Genomic DNA, 16,803 nt, shown 5'->3' with positions numbered 1-16,803 from the left:
TCAATGACGTTTGAATTCAGGCGCGGCTTTCGCGCCAGGATTCAATCAACCAGTTGAACGTGCTCTGGACCCTGGCCACCAGGGTCGCGTCATCGATCTCCCCGGCCATCCAGGCCCGGCTCGGTTCGCGAAAGATTGTCCGGCCGACGGCAAATCCCTGACAGGTGCGGCTGTCGCGTGCCGCGGCAAATCCGGCCGCCAGGTTTTCGACAGGCGCGTTCAGACCCAGCAGCACCACTCCACGGCAGTACGGATCGCGCTCTTCGATCAAGGCATCCAGCTGCTGCCAGACTTCGGCGGTCTGCGCCTCGATCTTCCACCACGCAGGATAGATGCCCAGGTTGTACAGGCGCTTGAAGGCTCGCAGCATTACGTCGGGATAAGTCGAGGGGTGATCTTTCGGCGGGATGATTTCCAGCAGCAACTCGTGTCCGCTGACCTTCGAGGCGTCATACAACGCCTTGATCTGCGCTTCCTGTTCCAGGCGCAGCATCGGTTCATCATCGGGGTGGTATTGCACCAGGCACTTGATGATCTGCTCCTGCGGCCAGTTGATCAGGTTGCTGCCAATCGAACGGCCATGTTCGAACGCCAATGGTCTGGAGCCCTGAATTTCCACAGGACGCGCCACCCACCAGCCACGACCGGTGGCGGCATTGAGCGCATCCTGGCCAAAACGCTGGTCGGCCAGCAGTCCCACGTCAGCCTCGATACCCCGGTTGCGCAAATCGCTTTCGACCCGGTCCACCGCTTGCACGAACAATTGCTTGATCTTGCCGATACTGCTCAGGTCACGACCCGCCTGCTGCGCCAGTTCGACAAGCTGCCCGCGATGATCGAACGCAAAAATGAACAATTGCTTCCACTGTTTGCGTGGGATGCTGACCTGATGCAGGCGTTGCAGGCCGACATCCTGGTCCGGCCGGGTGATCGGTGCCGAACTGTTGAACAGGTAGTCCAGCTCGGCAGGCGTCGGCATGGCCGGGGCGCAGGCGTGACGGGACACCACCAGACCGCCACAGGCGTTGGCCAACTGGCAGCAACGCTCGTCGCTGGCGTCCTTGAGCCAGCCGCTGAGAAAGCCGGACATGAAGGCGTCGCCCGCCCCCAGCACATTAAGTACTTCGACACGCACGCCGGGGTAGATCGCGCCGTCCTCCAGACGCGCCGGAATTGCACCATGGATCACCGTGCAGCCCTGCGGACCGAGTTTGACCACCAGCGTGGCGGCCGTATGCTCGCGCACCGTGCGCAGGGCGCTCAGCAAATCCGTCGCACCGCCTGCAATCAGGAACTCTTCTTCAGTGCCTACAATCAGGTCGAAACGCGGCAGGATGCGCTGCACATGCTGGGTGACGTTCCGATCGGCGACAAAGCGCGTTTCGCCGTCGGCCTTGCCGGCCAGCCCCCAGAGCACGGGGCGGTAATCGATATCCAGCACCCGGTGCACCTGATGCTTCTCGGCGTAATCGAGGGCTTGAATGCTGGCTTTGAACACCTGATCGGTGGAGAAATGCGTGCCGGTGATCAACAGCGCCTTACTGGACGCGATCTGTGCTTCATCGATGTCTTCGGCCCGCAGGGCCATGTCGGCGCAATTCTCGCGGTAGAACACCAACGGAAATGTTTCGCGATCTTTCAAGCCAAGCAGCACCATCGCGGTCAGCCGCTCGGGGTCGCGCTTGATTGCGCTGACATCGCAGCCTTCGCGCGCCAGGGATTCAACCAGGAAACGTCCCATGTGGTCGTCGCCGACTCGACTGAGCATCGCTGATTTCAAGCCCAGCCGCGCCGTGCCAAACGCGATGTTGGCCGATGAGCCGCCCAGGTATTTGGCGAAGCTTGAAACGTCCTCGAGGCGGGCACCCACCTGCTGCGCATAAAGATCGACGCCCAGGCGTCCAAGACAGATTAGATCCAACTGACGCCCGGTAGCAAAGCGTGTCTGGCCCATGGTGGCTCCTGTTATTTTTATCAGCCTGCACGGCGAATATCGTGTACGCGTCGTGCCTTTGTGAATGCAGCCTAAAACGTCCCGCAGGATCAATCAATATTTATTCTATAATTTTTTATTGTGGAATATTTTTTCCATAAGCCTTTGCAAGTGCTGGCACAATGGGCGGGCAGGTGCGATATAGTTCCAGCCCTGCCAAAAGCAGCCTTTATTGTCGGGGCTTCCGTACACGCCAACGCCCCGAAAAAACGTAAGAAGGATTGACTATGAACAGCACCGACCAGCCGTCTCTGCCAGACGCTAGCGTCGACATGCCACCGACCAGCGCCGAAGGCCTGTTGCGGCTGATCACCGACGAGTACGACGCCCTGCCCCGTCAGCTCAAACGCATTGCCAGCTACATGAGCCAGCAGAGCGACCGGATCATGGTCGACCGGATCAGCGATATTGCGCGCGAATGCGAGGTCCACCCGTCAGCCATCGTGCGTTTCTCGCAGCGCTTCGGGTTCAGCGGGTTCAGTGAAATGCAGGCGCTGTTTCGCGAAGCGTACACGCACAAGACCACGCCGGTGCAGAACTACCAGCAGCGTATTCGCAGCATGATCGCCAACAAATCCCACAAGGCCAGTGGCGGTGACCTGGCCCGTGAGTGCGTGAATGCGACCCTGTCCGGGCTGGAACGCCTGGGTGCGGAACTCGATGATGAGAAATTCGATAAAGCCGTGGATCTGGTGGTCAATGCCGACAACATCTACGTGGTGGGTGTACGCCGTTCATTCGCGGTCGCGGACTATCTGGTCTACAACCTTCAGCACACCAACAAACGCATCCACCTGATTTCGGGGCTCGGGGGCAGTTACCGTGAGCAGATGCGCAGCGTACGCGCCAACGATCTGGTGATCGCCATCAGTTTCACGCCATACGGCAAGGAAACCCAGCACTGCCTGCGTATCGCCCAGCACCATCAGGCCAAGACACTGATCATCACCGACAGTAACCTGTCGCCGCTGGCCAAGCGGGCAAATTCGGTCCTGCTGGTCAATGAGGGCAGTTCGTTTGCCTTCCGCTCACTCAGTGCCACGCTGTGCCTTTGTCAGGCACTGTTCATTGCCGTGGCGTATCGACTGGAGCTGAAAGTGGACGAAATACACGAACAGGTGGGATTCGATGATTGAAGACGGATGCGAGACGGGGAAGTGAGATCCGCCAGAACGGCTTCCACTTCCCCGCCAGGGTCAGGACTTGGCCTGCTCCCCCATGCGCTGCTGGTTTCGTTCGCCCATTTTCTTTGCCCGCTTCTCCAGCACCAGGTACACCACCACCGCCAGCAACAAAGGCAACAGGAAATAAATCGCACGATAACCGATCAACGCGGCCAGCAGGCTGCCCTTGGAGAACTCGTGCGAAAGCAGTGTGATGAATACCGTTTCCAGCACGCCAAGCCCGGCAGGAATATGAGTGATCACACCTGCAATGCTGCTGATCAGCAGCACACCGAGAATCGCCGGGTAGAACGCTTTTTCCGGTAGTAGCGTGAAAATTACCGCCGCCATCAACGACCAGTTCAAGGCACCGAGACTCGCCTGCATCAAGGCCTGCTTCATCGAAGGCAGGTTGAATTCCTGATCGCGAATCTTCCACGAGCGGCGCTTGGAGAAACGGCACGCCGCCAGGTACGCAAAGCACACCGCCAGCAGACCGAAACCGATCAATTGCAAGGTGTCAGTACCGATCGACCATTCCTTGGGCAACGACAGAAAGCGCATGGAAAACACAAAACCCGCGAGCAGCATGTAGCCCAGCCAGTTGGTAATCAGGCTCAGGCTGAGAATGCGCGTGATGGTCGCCACGTCCAGCCCGAGCCGGGAATACAGCCGATAACGCAAGGCAATCCCGCCCACCCAGGAACTCAGATTGAGGTTGAAGGCATAGCAAACAAATGTCACCGGAACGATCTGCTTGATCGACAGCTTATGGCGTGTGTAGTAACGCGCCAGCACATCGAAGCCGCAGTAGGTAAGGTAGCTGAGCAGCGCCACGAAGGCAGCCATCAACAACGTGCTGAGCTTGTAGGATTGCAGCGCCTGCTTGACCTCCTGCCAATCGAGGTTCTTGACCAGCAGGAACAGCAGCACCGGCACGGCGATAAAGAAAAACAGGTTGAACGCCCGTTTCGCCCACTTCCACTTGTCACTTTTCTTGTTGCCCTTTGCGCCCTGCGAGGATGCGCTGGCTGCCTGCGTCATGATGTCTTCTCCTGATCCAGCTCGTGATGCGCCTGTTGCTGCTCAATGACTTTGGCTTCCGGCACCACATCTTTCGCCCGCAACGGCTTCAGGCGCATGCCATGAACCGGAAACAGGCCGGCGATTGCCGGAAATCTGCGCAGGAAAAAGAAACTCAATACAATCATCGGCGCGCGCCACCACTGGCCACGCGCCGCCCCCTTCAAACTCATCTGGGTGCTGTGCGCGGCCGCAAGTTCCATCAGATGGGTCTGCAGCCGATCATTGAGCGACTGATCGCGGATAAACAGATTGGCTTCCAGGTTCAGCGCCAGGCTCAGCGGGTCGAGGTTGCTGGAGCCTACGGTGGACCAGTCCTGATCGATCAGCGCCACCTTGCCGTGCAGCGCACGCTGTTTGTATTCGTGAATGACCACACCATCGCGCAGCAGATAGGTATAGGTCAGGCGCGAGCACACCCGCACAAAGGGCATGTCCGGTTTGCCCTGCAGGATCAGTGTCACCTTGACGCCACGTCGCGAGGCATTGCGCAGCTCACGCAGGAAGCGGTAGCTGGGGAAGAAATAGGCGTTGGCCAGCGTAATGCGCTGTTTCGCCTCGCGGATTGCCTCGAGATAGCGTTCTTCAATGTCGGTGGTGTGCTCGGCGTTATCGCGCTCGGCCAACAACATACGCGCAGCGCCTGCGGGCTCGAGCTTGAGCGCAACAGGCGTCAGTTTGGCGCGTACTGCATCACTGAGCATGTGCACGGCGCTGCGATGGATGTCCTGAATGATCGGCCCGCGCACCAGCACGGCATAGTCCTGCTTGGCGGTCAGACCGGTGTCGGTCATGTGATCGACGCTGTAATTAATACCGCCGATGAAGCCGATTTCGCCGTCGATCACCACCACTTTGCGGTGCAGACGGCGAAACAGATTGGTGCGCATGCCCATGAACCGGGGGCGCGGGTCGAACAGTTGAATCTGAACGCCCGCATCGATCATGGCCCTGACGAACGCGGAGCTGAGGTCGGAGGTACCGTAGTCATCGACCGTGATCACGACTTTCGCGCCGTTTCTGGCCGCTTCGATCACAGCCTCCTGCAGGCCGATCCCGATACGGTCTTCGAAAATGATGAAGGTCTCGATCAATACTTCCGTGCGAGCGGCACGGATGCACTCGAACACCCGAGTGAAGAAATCCTCACCGTTGATCAGCAGCTCTACCGAGTTGCCGTCGCGCCACTGTTCTTCAGTGCGGCCAGTCGTGTTTCTCATAAGGTCACCTCCACCGCCAGCGGTGCATGATCGGAAAGATGAGACCAGGGTCGATTGGAAAGCACCTTGGGTCTGTGGGTCGTGGCGTTGCGTACGTAAATCCTGTCCAGTCTGAGCAATGGCCATCGCGCCGGAAAACTCTTTGCCGGCGAGCCAAAGCGCTCCACGAAAGCTTCATGCAACCCGGTTCCCTGCAACAAGGCGTCGGCCCGCTGACGCCAGTCGTTGAAATCTCCGGCAACGATCACCGGTTCTCCGGCGGGCAAACGGCCCATCAGTTCAGCAAGCAGTCCGAGCTGCTTGCGCCGATGACTTTCGAACAGGCCCAGATGCACGCAGACGGCATGCACGTGACCATGATTCGGCACATCGAGAATGCAATGCAGCAGACCGCGCTGCTCTGTTCCATCAATGGAGATGTCGAGATTTTCATGGCTGACGATCGGGTACTTGGAGAGCAACGCATTGCCATGATCACCGTCCGGGTAGACCGCATTACGACCGTAGGCGAAGTCGCTCCACATGCTGTCGGCCAGAAACTCATACTGAGAAATGGTCGGCCAGTCCTTCACATTCCGGGCATGGCTCTGATGCTCGCCGTGCACTTCCTGCAAAAACACCACATCAGCCGACACGGTGCGCACCGCTTCACGCAATTCGGGAAGAATGAAGCGACGATTGAAAATGCCGAAGCCCATGTGCATGTTCATGGTCAGTACATTCAGGGAAATGCTGGCCGATACCGGCGTTGTCTGGCCGACGGGCGTATTGGCACTGGTCAAGACTGACTCCTGGATAGATATTCAACGTATATGAAGCCGCTCGGTGGCACAGGTTCCGTTGCTGAACGGGAATGCCATGCCTTTGCCATATCGGCCCACTCGTCGAGCCTGAAGGAACTTTGATCGCCTGATTTATTCGGACTTTTGCAAGCGCAGTGGAGAAAATCCGCATCGAGGAACCACACGATGTTCAGGTCATGGATCAAGTCGTGGAAAGGACGTTGCGTCATTCTTGCAGCGTGCCTGCTATATGCCGGTATCGCCTGGGGTGAGGCTTGCGACGTCACGACAACGTCCGCCAGCCCACAGGTGCCTGTCGTTCAGGGCCATACCTGCTATGAGTTTCAAAACATGCCGCCCGGCAGCATCGATTGGTCATGCAGTAACGAAGAAAAGGGTTCAAAACCGCGACAGAAACGAAAGGTCTCAACATGCCCGGATAAACCGATAGCCTCCTGCAGCGCGACGCTGACTCAGGAAGCATTGGCCAACGAGCAGTCGACCAGCAAGGAACCGGGACAAGCCACGCTGGCTATTCCCGACAACGCGAAAGTGATCACCTGGTATTACGATCTGCCGGAGCAGGCTCAGGCCAGAATTGATTGCGAGCAGGCTGGGGGTAGGTTCGAATACCCACTGAAACAGCATTGAGGCACAAGGCTTGCTTATTCACACGTGTCAGGAGGACTCTTGTCAGTAAACCGGCATTCTGATCAGCGTATGGGCGCAGGCCCATGCACTGCCGGTGAACGCATTGCCGCTGACAGACTCTTACGCTGTGTGCCGAATCGGATGCACCCTGCCTGAAAAAAGCGACAAGGAATTAACCGTGGATGCACTGACGTCGCAACGCTACACCTCCAAAGCCCGGTGGTTGCATTGGGTTATGGCTGCGCTGATCGTGCTGGCATATACCCTGATTCTCAGCCGCACACAGTTCGGCAAGGGATCAGAGTATCGCCTGCTGGTCGTGCAGAGTCATTTCTGGGTCGGCCTGCTGATTCTGACACTGGCATTCTTCCGCGTCGCCGAGCGACGTCGTCATCGGCCACCGGGCATCACGCCGCCGCTGGAAGGTGTGTTACGCGCTGCTGCGACGGTTTCGCATTACGCGCTTTACGCATTTCTGTTCATTCAGCCGGTGCTGGGGTTGCTGACTGTGATGGTGGAAAAAGGCGCCCTGCCCGTCCCGCTTACGGACTTGCAGATTCCCTGGCCGTTTGCGACCTCGGATCGCACGGCGGAATATTTCGAAGACCTGCACAAACTGCTGGCCTCGATCTTCTATTACGTGATCGGGCTGCATGTGGCCGCAGCTATCTGGCACCATTTGGTGCGCAAGGACAATACCCTCAAGCGCATGCTCTAGCGGTAATCAAGGGCTTTCACTGAAAGCCCTTTTCCCCGTGCCGTCGGGCCAGATACCTACTGAGCAGACAACACCCGCGCCAGCGTCGACTTGACCTTGCCCATCCCGTCACGCAAAGCCTGCTCGATTTCAGCCATGGTGATGACAGCGGTCGACTTGCCTGCCGCCGGGTTCACGACCAGCGCCAGACAGGCATAATCCAGCTCCAGCTCGCGAGCGAGCGCCGCTTCGGGCATGCCGGTCATCCCGACGATGTCGCAGCCGTCGCGCTCCAGACGAATGATCTCGGCCACGGTTTCCAGACGAGGCCCCTGCGTACAGGCATATACACCACGATCACTGAACTCGCAGCCTTCAGCCGCCAGCGCCGTAACCAGACGGGCGCGCAGCGCTTCGCTGTAGGGATAGCTGAAGTCGATGTGAGTGACCTGCTCCAGATCGTCGGCGAAGAATGTATGCTGACGGCCGCTGGTGTAATCGATCACGTCGTGGGGCACGCAAAAGTGCCCGGTGCCCATCGCAGGATGAATGCCGCCCACTGCGTTCACGGCCAGAATCGCTTCGGCGCCGGCCTGTTTCAAGGCCCAGATATTGGCGCGGTAGTTGACCTGATGAGGCGGCAGGCGATGCGGATGACCATGACGCGCAAGAAACATCACTTCACGCCCGGCGTACTCACCTATCTGAATGTCGCCGGACGGCGCCCCGTAAGGCGTGTTCATGGGCAGCGACTGACGAATGTGCAGCCCTTCGAGCTGGGTCAGGCCGGTGCCACCGATAATCGCGTAAACAGTCATTGCTAATCCTTAATCGATCAATTGGGCGCTGCGCAGTGCAGCAAGCGCAGCGAGCCAGCGTGGATGCTGTCGGTACTCGGTGCTGGCAACGGCATTGCTCCGCATGCGGGCAATACGCGCCGAAGGCTTGACCTTCATGCGCTGCGCCGCGCTGAGCGCCAGCTCTGCGGCCGCACGGTCATTGCACACCAGCCCCATGTCGCAGCCGGCGGTCAACGCGGCCTCGATGCGACTTGCTGCATCGCCCACCACATGCGCGCCCGCCATCGAGAGGTCGTCACTGAAGATAAACCCGTCAAATTTCAGTTCGTCGCGCAGGATGTCCTGCAACCAGCGGCGTGAGAAACCGGCCGGCTGCGAATCCACTTTCGGGTAGATGACATGAGCCGGCATGACTGCGGCCAGTTGCTGACTCAGGCGTGCGAACGGCACCAGATCATTGGCACGGATCTGCTCCAGGCTGCGTTCATCGTTGGGGATCGCCACATGAGAATCGGCTTCCGCCCAGCCATGACCGGGGAAATGCTTGCCGGTGGCCGCCATACCGGCTGCATTCATTCCACGAATAAATGCACCTGCCAACAGGGCCGCGCGCTCGGGATCACCCTCGAAGGCTCGCGTGCCGACGACCGCGCTGCGCTGATAATCCAGATCCAGCACCGGGGCAAAGCTGAGGTCAAGCCCTACGCCCAGAACCTCGGTTGCCATCAGCCAACCGCAATGCTCAGCCAGAAGCTCGGCCTCGCGCTTTTCTGCAATGGCGCGCATCGCCGGGAGTCGTACAAAACCCTGACGAAGACGCTGGACCCGCCCGCCCTCCTGATCCACTGCAAGCAGCAAGTCAGGCCGAATGGCACGAATCGCGGCACTCAGTTCACGAACCTGACGGGGATGCTCGATGTTTCGAGCGAAGATGATGAGACCGCCCACCTCGGGCTGACGCAGAAACTGACGGTCTTCGCTGGTCAGCCAGGTACCGGCGACATCGACCATCAGGGAGCCTTGCAGGCCAGAACTCATAGAAAAACCCTTACACACCAGTGCCCGATTGCAATGCGGGCATGGTGCTTGATCCTGAAGCCCGGTGCAATGCGAAGGGCTTCAGTGACGTCAGGCCTTGGCGGCGACAGGTGCAGGTGTGCTGCTGCTCTTGCTGCGCGGCCTGAGCTGGGCAGCGATCATGGCGGAATCGGTCACCCCGGTGTCCGCGCGCATACCGGCAGCCAGGAATGGCACCATCAGGCGCATGACCTGCTCGATGGAGGTGTTGACGCCGAAATCGGTTTCGGCAATGGCACGCAAGGCCTTGATGCCGGACATGCTGAACGCTGCGGCACCGAGCATGAAGTGCACGCGCCAGAACAGCTCGATAGGCGGAATACGCGGCGCAGCCTCGTTGACCAGCGTCATGTAACGGCGAAACACCTTGCCGTACATGTCCTCGAGATAGCGTCGCAAATGGCCCTGGCTCTGACTGAAGGCCAGTCCCAGCAAGCGCATGAAAATGGAAAGATCGTTACCACTGCGCGGCTGTACGACCAGCGCCTGCTCTACCAGGATTTCGAGCAGTTCTTCAAGCGTGGGCTTGTGCTCGGGTCTGGACTGACGACGCTCCAGCTCACGCTCAAGGCTGATACAGAACGGCCCCAGAAAACGCGAGAACACCGCCTGAATGAGCGCTTTCTTGGACCCGAAATGGTAATTCACCGCAGCCAGGTTGACAGAGGCCTTGCTGGTGATGAGACGCAGCGAGGTTTCAGCGAAACCTTTCTCTGCGAACAACTGCTCCGCAGCATCAAGAATGCGTTCAACGGTTTCCGACTGGGCCATGGCTCTCTGCCTAACAAACGAACGTTTGAAACATACGTATCATACGCCCCGATTGTCAAGCAAACGCGTTCATTTTATGGCCAGACAGTCACGAATTCATGAAATAAACGATGAAATCATCTGGCGTCAAGTACAGCCGTTGCATCGCCCCGCACATCGGCAGGCACGCTAATTCACAACCGCTCGGCGGCGAAAACGAAATAGTCGATTGCCATTGCGCTTTCACTGTATATAATCCCAGTCACTGTATAAAAAGACAGAGCGCTCGACATGATCAAACTGACGCCACGCCAGGCCGAAATCCTGGGTTTCATCAAACGCTGTCTCGAAGACAACGGCTTTCCCCCGACACGTGCGGAAATCGCTCAGGAACTGGGCTTCAAGTCGCCGAACGCCGCTGAAGAACATCTCAAGGCGCTTGCACGCAAAGGCGCAATCGAAATGACACCGGGCGCCTCACGCGGCATCCGTATCCCCGGCTTCGAAGCCAAACCCGACGAGAGCAGCCTGCCTATCATTGGCCGTGTTGCTGCCGGTGCGCCCATTCTGGCGCAGCAGCACATCGAAGAATCCTGCAACATCAACCCGACCTTCTTTCATCCCAGCGCCGACTATCTGTTGCGCGTGCACGGCATGAGCATGAAGGACATCGGCATTCTCGACGGCGACCTGCTGGCGGTGCACACCACGCGTGAAGCCCGCAATGGCCAGATCGTTGTTGCCCGGATCGGCGACGAAGTCACCGTCAAACGTTTCAAGCGTGAAGGCAGCAAGGTCTGGCTGCTGGCTGAAAACCCGGAGTTCGCACCCATCGAGGTCGACCTCAAGGATCAGGATCTGGTGATCGAAGGTTTGAGCGTCGGCGTCATTCGCCGCTAAGGAGACGTTATGCAGTTCCATCAAGCACCGCATTCGCAATTACCGCTGTTCGAGGCGTTCATGGCCCAGCCCATCGCCCCGATGCTCACGGACATCGTCGAAACGCCCTGGAGCAATGAGCCGGAGCCTTTCAGCGAACTGTCCTTGCGTGGTGCTGCAGGGAACTGCATGAACCTGCTCGCCCCTATCCTTCGCGAGCTCAGTCAGGATGACGATGCGCGCTGGCTGACCCTTATTGCGCCGCCATCGAACGTGACCCAGGCCTGGCTACGTGATGCCGGTCTGAACCGGGAAAGGATTCTTCTGCTTCAGCCACGCGGCAATCAGAGTGCACTGGAATTGACGCGGGAGGCGCTACGGCTGGGACGCAGCCATACCGTGGTGAGCTGGATCAATCCACTCAGCACGTCGTCGCGCCAGCAGTTGATCGGTGCAGCGAGGGTTGGTGAAGCGCAAAGCCTGAATATCAGACTGGGCTGAAGGCCGGTCACTGATCAGCATCGCCGATCAGTGCAGAACGTGAGGCCCGTCATCCTTTTCGATTTCGCCTTCGGCCAGGCGACCAGCCATTTGAACACCTACGCTCAACATGGCCTTGGCAACTTCGACATGCTGACCCTGCATGAACGCCTTGGCATCGGCCGAGAAATCCAGCGTGACCAACGAGCCCTCGTCATCAGCGCGACGCAGTTCAATGCGACCGTCAGGCAGTTCGACAATTTCAAGAAAAGAGGTAGGCATCAGTACAGTACTCCGCAATAGGCTGGCATTGTAACAGCCTGCCAGCCCTTCCATCATTGCTTTTCAGCACTCGCTCAAACCTTCACGGAAACGGACCGCCAGACTTTTCAGCTGTTGGCGCCAGCTTTCCAGCTCTTCACGGGTCAATTCCGGCTCTGACTCGGCATCCAGATTCACCGCCACAATCATCGGCTGAGTCACGTCACCCTTGGGCTTGACGGGGGCACGAGGCGGCTGGAACAGCGAGTTGTAAGCCGCCAGCAGCCTGGCCAGCCACGTCTCGCGGTGCTGAGCCAGTTCGACCAGTTCAGCCATCTCCGGGATCGCAGTGGCGTCCAGCACGTCCTGCGTCAGCAATTGCTCGGCACGCGGGGCGTTGGCCTGTGGCAGACGGTAGTAACCTGCGATCTCGTGGCACAGCCCCAACAAGGCACCGTACAGATGAAACAGAACCGATTCGCGCTCCGCCTGCTGCAATGCTTGCGCATTGATGACCTGACCGTTTTCCGCTTTGCCCAGAGCCTCGAGCGCGAGACCGGCGAAATAAATCTTCTGGTTGGTGCGGGTGTAGAGTTCATGAGCCATGGCAACACTCTCCATCACAATCGAATAAGACCAGCATAGCCTGACCGCATTGTCGTGGAAGAAGGTCCGGCAGGTGAATGCCGGACCTCAGTCGATCAACGCTTGTCTTCGACCTTCCAGGCACTACCATCGTAGAACGCACGCCAGCCGGTAGGCTTGCCTTCAACCTCGGTCTGCACGTACTGCTCCTTGGTCTTGCGGCTGTAACGGATCACCGACGGACGGCCGTCCGGGTCCTTCTTCGGCGCTTCGCAAAGGAAGTGATACTTCGGATCGATCTCGTCTTTGTGCGGCGCGATCTCGATGACCAGAGGCGCGCGGGTCTCACGGTTCTTCGGGAACTGACTGGCCGCCAGAAACAACCCGGAAGCACCGTCACGCAGGATATACGTGTCGTCGACCTTGTCGCACTTGAGTTCCGGCATCTTGACCGGATCCATCTTCGGCGGCGCCGCATCGCCACTCTTGAGCAGCTTGCGGGTGTTTTTGCAGTCAGGGTTGGTACAGCCGAAGAACTTGCCGAAACGGCCAGTCTTGAGCTGCATCTCGCTGCCACACTTGTCGCATTCCAGGCTCGGGCCTTCGTAGCCCTTGATCCGGTAGGTGCCCTTCTCGATCTCGTAGCCGGTGCAATCCGGGTTGTTACCGCAGATGTGCAGTTTGTGATTCTCATCCAGCAGGTAGGCATCCATGGCCGTGCTGCAGATCGGGCAGCGATGCTTGCCACGCAGAACCCTGGATTCGGACTCGCCCTCGTCATCCTCGGCAATCTCGTCGCCAGGGGTGAGGTTGACGGTGGCCTTGCAGCGCTCCTTGGGCGGCAGGCTGTAGCCCGAGCAACCAAGGAAAACACCGGTGGAGGCGGTACGAATCTGCATCGGACGACCACAGACCTTGCACGGAATGTCGGTCATGACCGGCTGGTTGGCACGCATGCCGCTGTCCGGCGCTTCGGCCACTTCCAGCTTCTTGCGGAAATCGCCGTAGAACTCGTCCAGCACGTTTTTCCAGTCACGCTGCCCTTGGGCCACGTCGTCGAGATTTTCTTCCATGCCGGCGGTGAAGCCGTAGTCCATCAGATTGGCAAAGCTCTCGGACAGGCGACCGGTAACGATGTCCCCCATTTTCTCCGAATAGAAGCGACGATTGTGCAGCGCCACGTAGCCGCGATCCTGAATGGTCGAAATGATCGCTGCGTAAGTCGAAGGACGACCGATGCCGCGCTTTTCCATTTCCTTGACCAGGCTCGCTTCAGAGTAACGCGCAGGCGGCTTGGTGAAGTGCTGGGTCGGATCGAGCGTGTTCAGCTTCAGGGTTTCGCCCTGCGCCATGTCCGGCAACACGTCGTCGTCGCCAGGCTTGGCCATCTGCGGCAATACGCGGGTGTAACCGTCGAATTTGAGGATGCGGCCCTTGGCACGCAGCTCGAAATCGCTGGCTGCAACGCTGACGGTGGTCGACAGGTATTGCGCAGGCGGCATCTGACAGGCCACGAACTGGCGCCAGATCAGTTCATACAGGCGCTCGGCGTCGCGCTCCATGCCCGACAGCATGGACGGGTGCATGTTGACGTCGGAAGGACGAATCGCTTCGTGCGCCTCCTGTGCGCCTTCCTTGCTGCTGTAGACGTTTGGCGATTCCGGCAGGTATTTCTTGCCGAACTCGGTTTCGATGTAATCGCGCGCCATGCTCACTGCGTCGGCCGACAGGTTGGTCGAGTCGGTACGCATGTACGTGATGTAGCCTGCTTCATACAAACGCTGGGCCATCATCATGGTCTTCTTCACGCCGAAGCCCAGACGATTGCTTGCGGCCTGCTGCAGGGTCGACGTGATGAACGGCGCCGACGGCTTGCTGCTAGTAGGCTTGTCTTCACGCTTGATAATGCTGTAGCTGGAAGCCTTGAGCTTTTCCAGCGCGGCCATGGCCTGCGCTTCGTTCAAGGGCTTGAAGGCCTCGCCGTTCTCACGGGCGACTTCGAAGCGCACGTTGGCACCCTTGGCAGTGCCCAGGTCGGCGTGGATCTCCCAGTACTCTTCGGGATTGAACGCACGAATTTCGCGTTCGCGCTCCACCACCAGCTTCACGGCAACCGACTGCACACGGCCGGCGGAAAGGCCGCGGGCGACTTTCTGCCATAGCAGCGGCGAAACCATGTAACCGACCACGCGGTCCAGAAAGCGACGTGCCTGCTGGGCATTGACCCGTGCGATGTCCAGCTCGCCCGGTTTGGAGAAGGCTTCCTGGATGGCTTTCTTGGTGATTTCGTTGAACACAACGCGCTTGAAGCGGCTGTCGTCGCCGCCGATGGCTTCGCGCAGGTGCCAGGCAATGGCTTCCCCTTCGCGGTCCAAGTCCGTCGCGAGATAGATGGTGTCGGCATCCTTGGCGAGCTTGCGCAGCTCTTCGATCACCTTCTCTTTGCCGGGAAGGATTTCGTACTTGGCTTTCCAGCCGTGCTCCGGATCAACGCCCATGCGAGAGACCAACTGGCGCTGCGCCTTTTCTTTCGGCGTCAGTACCGGGCCCTCGCCTGCGGCGGCCTTGCCACGCTTGGCGGCAGGCTCTTTGGCAGCACTGGCCGAACCGCTGGTGGGCAGGTCTCGGATATGGCCGATACTCGACTTCACCACGTACTGGTTGCCCAAATACTTGTTGATGGTCTTGGCCTTAGCCGGGGATTCCACGATGACCAGCGATTTGCCCATGGATCAGAAAATTCCTGAATACTAGATGAAAGACAATGACGAGCTTGTAAAGGCCACGCTATATATAGTGGCTACAAGGTGAGGTCAAGCACAGCCTGTTGTGAATTTCCGAGTCACGAACCCGAAAACAGGCTCGGTTCGGCCTGGACCAAAGCAAAGCGCGGGACTTGCTCGCCGTCAACCTCGACGGACTCCAGGAACATTTCCAGAGGACGAACCCACATGCCGAAATCGCCATAGAGCGCCTGATAGAACACGACCTCTTCTTCGGTTTCAGAATGCTTCGCCACACTGAATACCCGATATTCCGGGCCTTTGTAGTGGCGGTAGAGCCCTGGTTGCAATTGCATGATGCAGCCCTCGTGAAACGGGTTCAAAACAGAAACACAGTCAAGACATTGGGTCTGAAACTGCTTTTTCAAAAAAACAAAAGCCGGGGCATCAAGCCCCGGCTGCATCACTTCAGGCAAATCAGACGCGTTCGAAAACGGTCGCGATGCCCTGACCCAGTCCGATGCACATGGTAGAAACCCCGAGGTTGCCGCCATTCTGCTTCATAACATTGAGCAAGGTGCCGGAGATGCGTGCACCGGAACACCCAAATGGATGGCCCAGAGCAATGGCGCCGCCATGCAGGTTAACCTTCTCGTTCATCTTGTCGAGCACTTTCAGATCTTTCAGCACTGGCAGGGCCTGTGCAGCGAACGCTTCGTTGAGCTCGAAGAAGTCGATATCCGAGATGCTCAGACCGGCGCGCTTGAGGGCCTTTTGAGTCGCAGGAACCGGGCCATAGCCCATGATTGCGGGATCTACACCGGCAACGGCCATGGAACGGATAACCGCCATTGGCTGGATACCGAGGTCCTTGGCACGCTGCGCCGACATCACGATCATGCACGAAGCGCCATCAGTGATTTGCGAAGACGTGCCCGCTGTCACGGTGCCACCCTTCGGATTGAAAGCCGGCTTGAGCGCCGCCAGACTTTCCAGAGTGGTGTCCGGACGAATGGTTTCATCGTAGTCGAAGACCTTGAGGAAGCCGTTTTCATCGTAACCCTGCATCGGGATGATCTCGTCCTTGAACTTGCCCTCCAGCGTCGCCTTGTGGGCGAGCTGGTGGGAACGCAGGCCGAAGGCATCCTGTTGTTCGCGGCTAATGCCATGCATTTTGCCAAGCATTTCTGCGGTCAGACCCATCATGCCCGATGCCTTGGCGGCATACAGCGACATGTGCGGGTTCGGATCGACGCCGTGCATCATGCTGACGTGGCCCATATGCTCCACGCCGCCGATGACGAATACATCGCCATTGCCGGTCATGATCGCTTGCGCAGCGGTATGCAGCGCGCTCATGGACGAGCCGCACAGGCGACTCACGGTCTGTGCAGCAGAGGTGTGCGGGATCTGGGTCAGCAGCGACGCCATGCGCGCGATGTTCCAGCCCTGCTCCAGGGTCTGGTTGACGCAGCCCCAGATCACATCCTCGACTTCAGCCGGATCAATCTTGTCGTTGCGCTCCAGCAGCTTGCTGATCAGGTGCGCAGACATGTCTTCGGCACGGGTGTTGCGGTGCATGCCGCCCTTGGAGCGGCCCATCGGGGTACGACCGAAGTCGACAATCACGACGTCTCTTGGATTCAAGCTCATACGTTC

General features: G+C 58.7%; 17 protein-coding genes. 5 read left to right on the top strand and 12 right to left on the bottom strand.

All coding sequences use genetic code 11. The annotated features are described in order from the left end of the window. Nucleotides 1-16 precede the first annotated feature (16 nt). Entirely contained in the window at nucleotides 17-1,954 is a 1,938-nt protein-coding gene (locus JTJ32_RS04340; RefSeq protein WP_210041043.1) for a bifunctional 5-dehydro-2-deoxygluconokinase/5-dehydro-2-deoxyphosphogluconate aldolase, read from the bottom strand. Nucleotides 1,955-2,220: 266 nt separating this feature from the next. Here JTJ32_RS04340 and JTJ32_RS04335 point away from each other — a divergent pair, with 266 nt between their 5' ends. After that, a complete protein-coding gene (locus JTJ32_RS04335; RefSeq protein ID WP_210041041.1) occupies nucleotides 2,221-3,129 on the top strand; it encodes a MurR/RpiR family transcriptional regulator in 909 nt (302 codons plus the stop codon). A 60-nt stretch (nucleotides 3,130-3,189) separates the two neighbouring features. On the opposite strand, the gene JTJ32_RS04330 is transcribed toward JTJ32_RS04335, so the two are convergent. Genes JTJ32_RS04330 through JTJ32_RS04320 form a run of 3 tightly spaced genes read right to left on the bottom strand, consistent with a single transcriptional unit; the run spans nucleotide 3,190 to nucleotide 6,241 of the window. Then, on the bottom strand, nucleotides 3,190-4,200 hold the full coding sequence (locus tag JTJ32_RS04330; RefSeq protein ID WP_099228456.1) for a lysylphosphatidylglycerol synthase domain-containing protein: 1,011 nt from the start codon (nucleotides 4,198-4,200) through the stop codon (nucleotides 3,190-3,192). Beyond that, nucleotides 4,197-5,459, bottom strand: coding sequence for a cardiolipin synthase ClsB (gene clsB, locus JTJ32_RS04325; RefSeq protein ID WP_099228455.1), 1,263 nt, complete (start codon nucleotides 5,457-5,459; stop codon nucleotides 4,197-4,199). Before clsB ends, JTJ32_RS04330 begins: the two co-directional genes overlap by 4 nt. Further along, complete coding sequence (locus JTJ32_RS04320; protein WP_210041039.1) at nucleotides 5,456-6,241, bottom strand: endonuclease/exonuclease/phosphatase family protein; 786 nt, start codon at nucleotides 6,239-6,241, stop codon at nucleotides 5,456-5,458. Before JTJ32_RS04320 ends, clsB begins: the two co-directional genes overlap by 4 nt. Before the next feature lie 186 nt (nucleotides 6,242-6,427). On the opposite strand from JTJ32_RS04320, the gene JTJ32_RS04315 reads away from it, so the two are divergent. Both JTJ32_RS04315 and JTJ32_RS04310 read left to right on the top strand, forming a co-directional pair. Continuing rightward, nucleotides 6,428-6,892 (top strand): hypothetical protein, encoded by a 465-nt coding sequence (locus JTJ32_RS04315; protein WP_210041037.1) that lies wholly within the window; start codon nucleotides 6,428-6,430, stop codon nucleotides 6,890-6,892. A gap of 178 nt (nucleotides 6,893-7,070) precedes the next feature. After that, nucleotides 7,071-7,610, top strand: coding sequence for a cytochrome b (locus tag JTJ32_RS04310; protein WP_099228453.1), 540 nt, complete (start codon nucleotides 7,071-7,073; stop codon nucleotides 7,608-7,610). Between the two features lie 56 nt (nucleotides 7,611-7,666). Here JTJ32_RS04310 and JTJ32_RS04305 read toward each other — a convergent pair whose 3' ends face one another. The 3 genes from JTJ32_RS04305 to psrA form a co-directional block, all read right to left on the bottom strand. Next, a complete protein-coding gene (locus JTJ32_RS04305; protein WP_099228452.1) occupies nucleotides 7,667-8,407 on the bottom strand; it encodes an S-methyl-5'-thioinosine phosphorylase in 741 nt (246 codons plus the stop codon). Nucleotides 8,408-8,416: 9 nt separating this feature from the next. Beyond that, nucleotides 8,417-9,427 carry a beta-N-acetylhexosaminidase gene (gene nagZ / locus JTJ32_RS04300; protein WP_210041035.1) on the bottom strand — a complete coding sequence of 337 codons (1,011 nt, stop codon included), beginning with the start codon at nucleotides 9,425-9,427 and terminating at the stop codon, nucleotides 8,417-8,419. A 90-nt stretch (nucleotides 9,428-9,517) separates the two neighbouring features. Continuing rightward, complete coding sequence (gene psrA / locus JTJ32_RS04295) at nucleotides 9,518-10,237, bottom strand: transcriptional regulator PsrA (RefSeq protein ID WP_099228450.1); 720 nt, start codon at nucleotides 10,235-10,237, stop codon at nucleotides 9,518-9,520. Nucleotides 10,238-10,507: 270 nt separating this feature from the next. Here psrA and lexA point away from each other — a divergent pair, with 270 nt between their 5' ends. Continuing rightward, nucleotides 10,508-11,116, top strand: coding sequence for a transcriptional repressor LexA (lexA, locus tag JTJ32_RS04290; RefSeq protein WP_004883801.1), 609 nt, complete (start codon nucleotides 10,508-10,510; stop codon nucleotides 11,114-11,116). Nucleotides 11,117-11,125: 9 nt separating this feature from the next. Then, nucleotides 11,126-11,596, top strand: coding sequence for an SOS-induced cell division inhibitor SulA (sulA, locus tag JTJ32_RS04285; protein ID WP_099228448.1), 471 nt, complete (start codon nucleotides 11,126-11,128; stop codon nucleotides 11,594-11,596). Between the two features lie 27 nt (nucleotides 11,597-11,623). Here the strand turns inward: sulA and JTJ32_RS04280 are convergent, their stop codons facing one another. The 5 genes from JTJ32_RS04280 to fadA form a co-directional block, all read right to left on the bottom strand. Continuing rightward, nucleotides 11,624-11,857, bottom strand: a complete 234-nt coding sequence (locus JTJ32_RS04280; RefSeq protein ID WP_099228534.1) for a hypothetical protein — start codon at nucleotides 11,855-11,857, stop codon at nucleotides 11,624-11,626. A 63-nt stretch (nucleotides 11,858-11,920) separates the two neighbouring features. Next, nucleotides 11,921-12,442, bottom strand: coding sequence for a DUF6586 family protein (locus JTJ32_RS04275; RefSeq protein ID WP_210041033.1), 522 nt, complete (start codon nucleotides 12,440-12,442; stop codon nucleotides 11,921-11,923). A 95-nt stretch (nucleotides 12,443-12,537) separates the two neighbouring features. Further along, nucleotides 12,538-15,150 carry a type I DNA topoisomerase gene (topA, locus tag JTJ32_RS04270; protein ID WP_210041031.1) on the bottom strand — a complete coding sequence of 871 codons (2,613 nt, stop codon included), beginning with the start codon at nucleotides 15,148-15,150 and terminating at the stop codon, nucleotides 12,538-12,540. 113 nt (nucleotides 15,151-15,263) lie between these two features. Continuing rightward, nucleotides 15,264-15,500 (bottom strand): DUF1653 domain-containing protein, encoded by a 237-nt coding sequence (locus JTJ32_RS04265; protein WP_069144420.1) that lies wholly within the window; start codon nucleotides 15,498-15,500, stop codon nucleotides 15,264-15,266. A gap of 121 nt (nucleotides 15,501-15,621) precedes the next feature. Further along, on the bottom strand, nucleotides 15,622-16,797 hold the full coding sequence (gene fadA, locus JTJ32_RS04260; RefSeq protein ID WP_099228445.1) for an acetyl-CoA C-acyltransferase FadA: 1,176 nt from the start codon (nucleotides 16,795-16,797) through the stop codon (nucleotides 15,622-15,624). Nucleotides 16,798-16,803: the final 6 nt, after the last annotated feature.

Source organism: Pseudomonas alliivorans (assembly GCF_017826695.1).
GTDB classification, from domain to species: Bacteria; Pseudomonadota; Gammaproteobacteria; order Pseudomonadales; family Pseudomonadaceae; genus Aquipseudomonas; species Aquipseudomonas alliivorans.
Note: the sequence above shows the minus strand (reverse complement) of the source record. Positions and strands in the feature narration are given on the sequence as shown.

Excerpts from the sequence above, each read along its gene's own strand:
- JTJ32_RS04340 (WP_210041043.1), bottom strand. The coding sequence starts at position 1,954 with ATGGGCCAGACACGCTTTGCTACCGGGCGTCAGTTGGATCTAATCTGT.
- JTJ32_RS04335 (WP_210041041.1), top strand. The coding sequence starts at position 2,221 with ATGAACAGCACCGACCAGCCGTCTCTGCCAGACGCTAGCGTCGACATG.
- JTJ32_RS04330 (WP_099228456.1), bottom strand. The coding sequence starts at position 4,200 with ATGACGCAGGCAGCCAGCGCATCCTCGCAGGGCGCAAAGGGCAACAAG.
- clsB (WP_099228455.1), bottom strand. The coding sequence starts at position 5,459 with ATGAGAAACACGACTGGCCGCACTGAAGAACAGTGGCGCGACGGCAAC.
- JTJ32_RS04315 (WP_210041037.1), top strand. The coding sequence starts at position 6,428 with ATGTTCAGGTCATGGATCAAGTCGTGGAAAGGACGTTGCGTCATTCTT.
- JTJ32_RS04305 (WP_099228452.1), bottom strand. The coding sequence starts at position 8,407 with ATGACTGTTTACGCGATTATCGGTGGCACCGGCCTGACCCAGCTCGAA.
- nagZ (WP_210041035.1), bottom strand. The coding sequence starts at position 9,427 with ATGAGTTCTGGCCTGCAAGGCTCCCTGATGGTCGATGTCGCCGGTACC.
- psrA (WP_099228450.1), bottom strand. The coding sequence starts at position 10,237 with ATGGCCCAGTCGGAAACCGTTGAACGCATTCTTGATGCTGCGGAGCAG.
- lexA (WP_004883801.1), top strand. The coding sequence starts at position 10,508 with ATGATCAAACTGACGCCACGCCAGGCCGAAATCCTGGGTTTCATCAAA.
- sulA (WP_099228448.1), top strand. The coding sequence starts at position 11,126 with ATGCAGTTCCATCAAGCACCGCATTCGCAATTACCGCTGTTCGAGGCG.
- JTJ32_RS04280 (WP_099228534.1), bottom strand. The coding sequence starts at position 11,857 with ATGCCTACCTCTTTTCTTGAAATTGTCGAACTGCCTGACGGTCGCATT.
- JTJ32_RS04275 (WP_210041033.1), bottom strand. The coding sequence starts at position 12,442 with ATGGCTCATGAACTCTACACCCGCACCAACCAGAAGATTTATTTCGCC.
- topA (WP_210041031.1), bottom strand. The coding sequence starts at position 15,150 with ATGGGCAAATCGCTGGTCATCGTGGAATCCCCGGCTAAGGCCAAGACC.
- JTJ32_RS04265 (WP_069144420.1), bottom strand. The coding sequence starts at position 15,500 with ATGCAATTGCAACCAGGGCTCTACCGCCACTACAAAGGCCCGGAATAT.
- fadA (WP_099228445.1), bottom strand. The coding sequence starts at position 16,797 with ATGAGCTTGAATCCAAGAGACGTCGTGATTGTCGACTTCGGTCGTACC.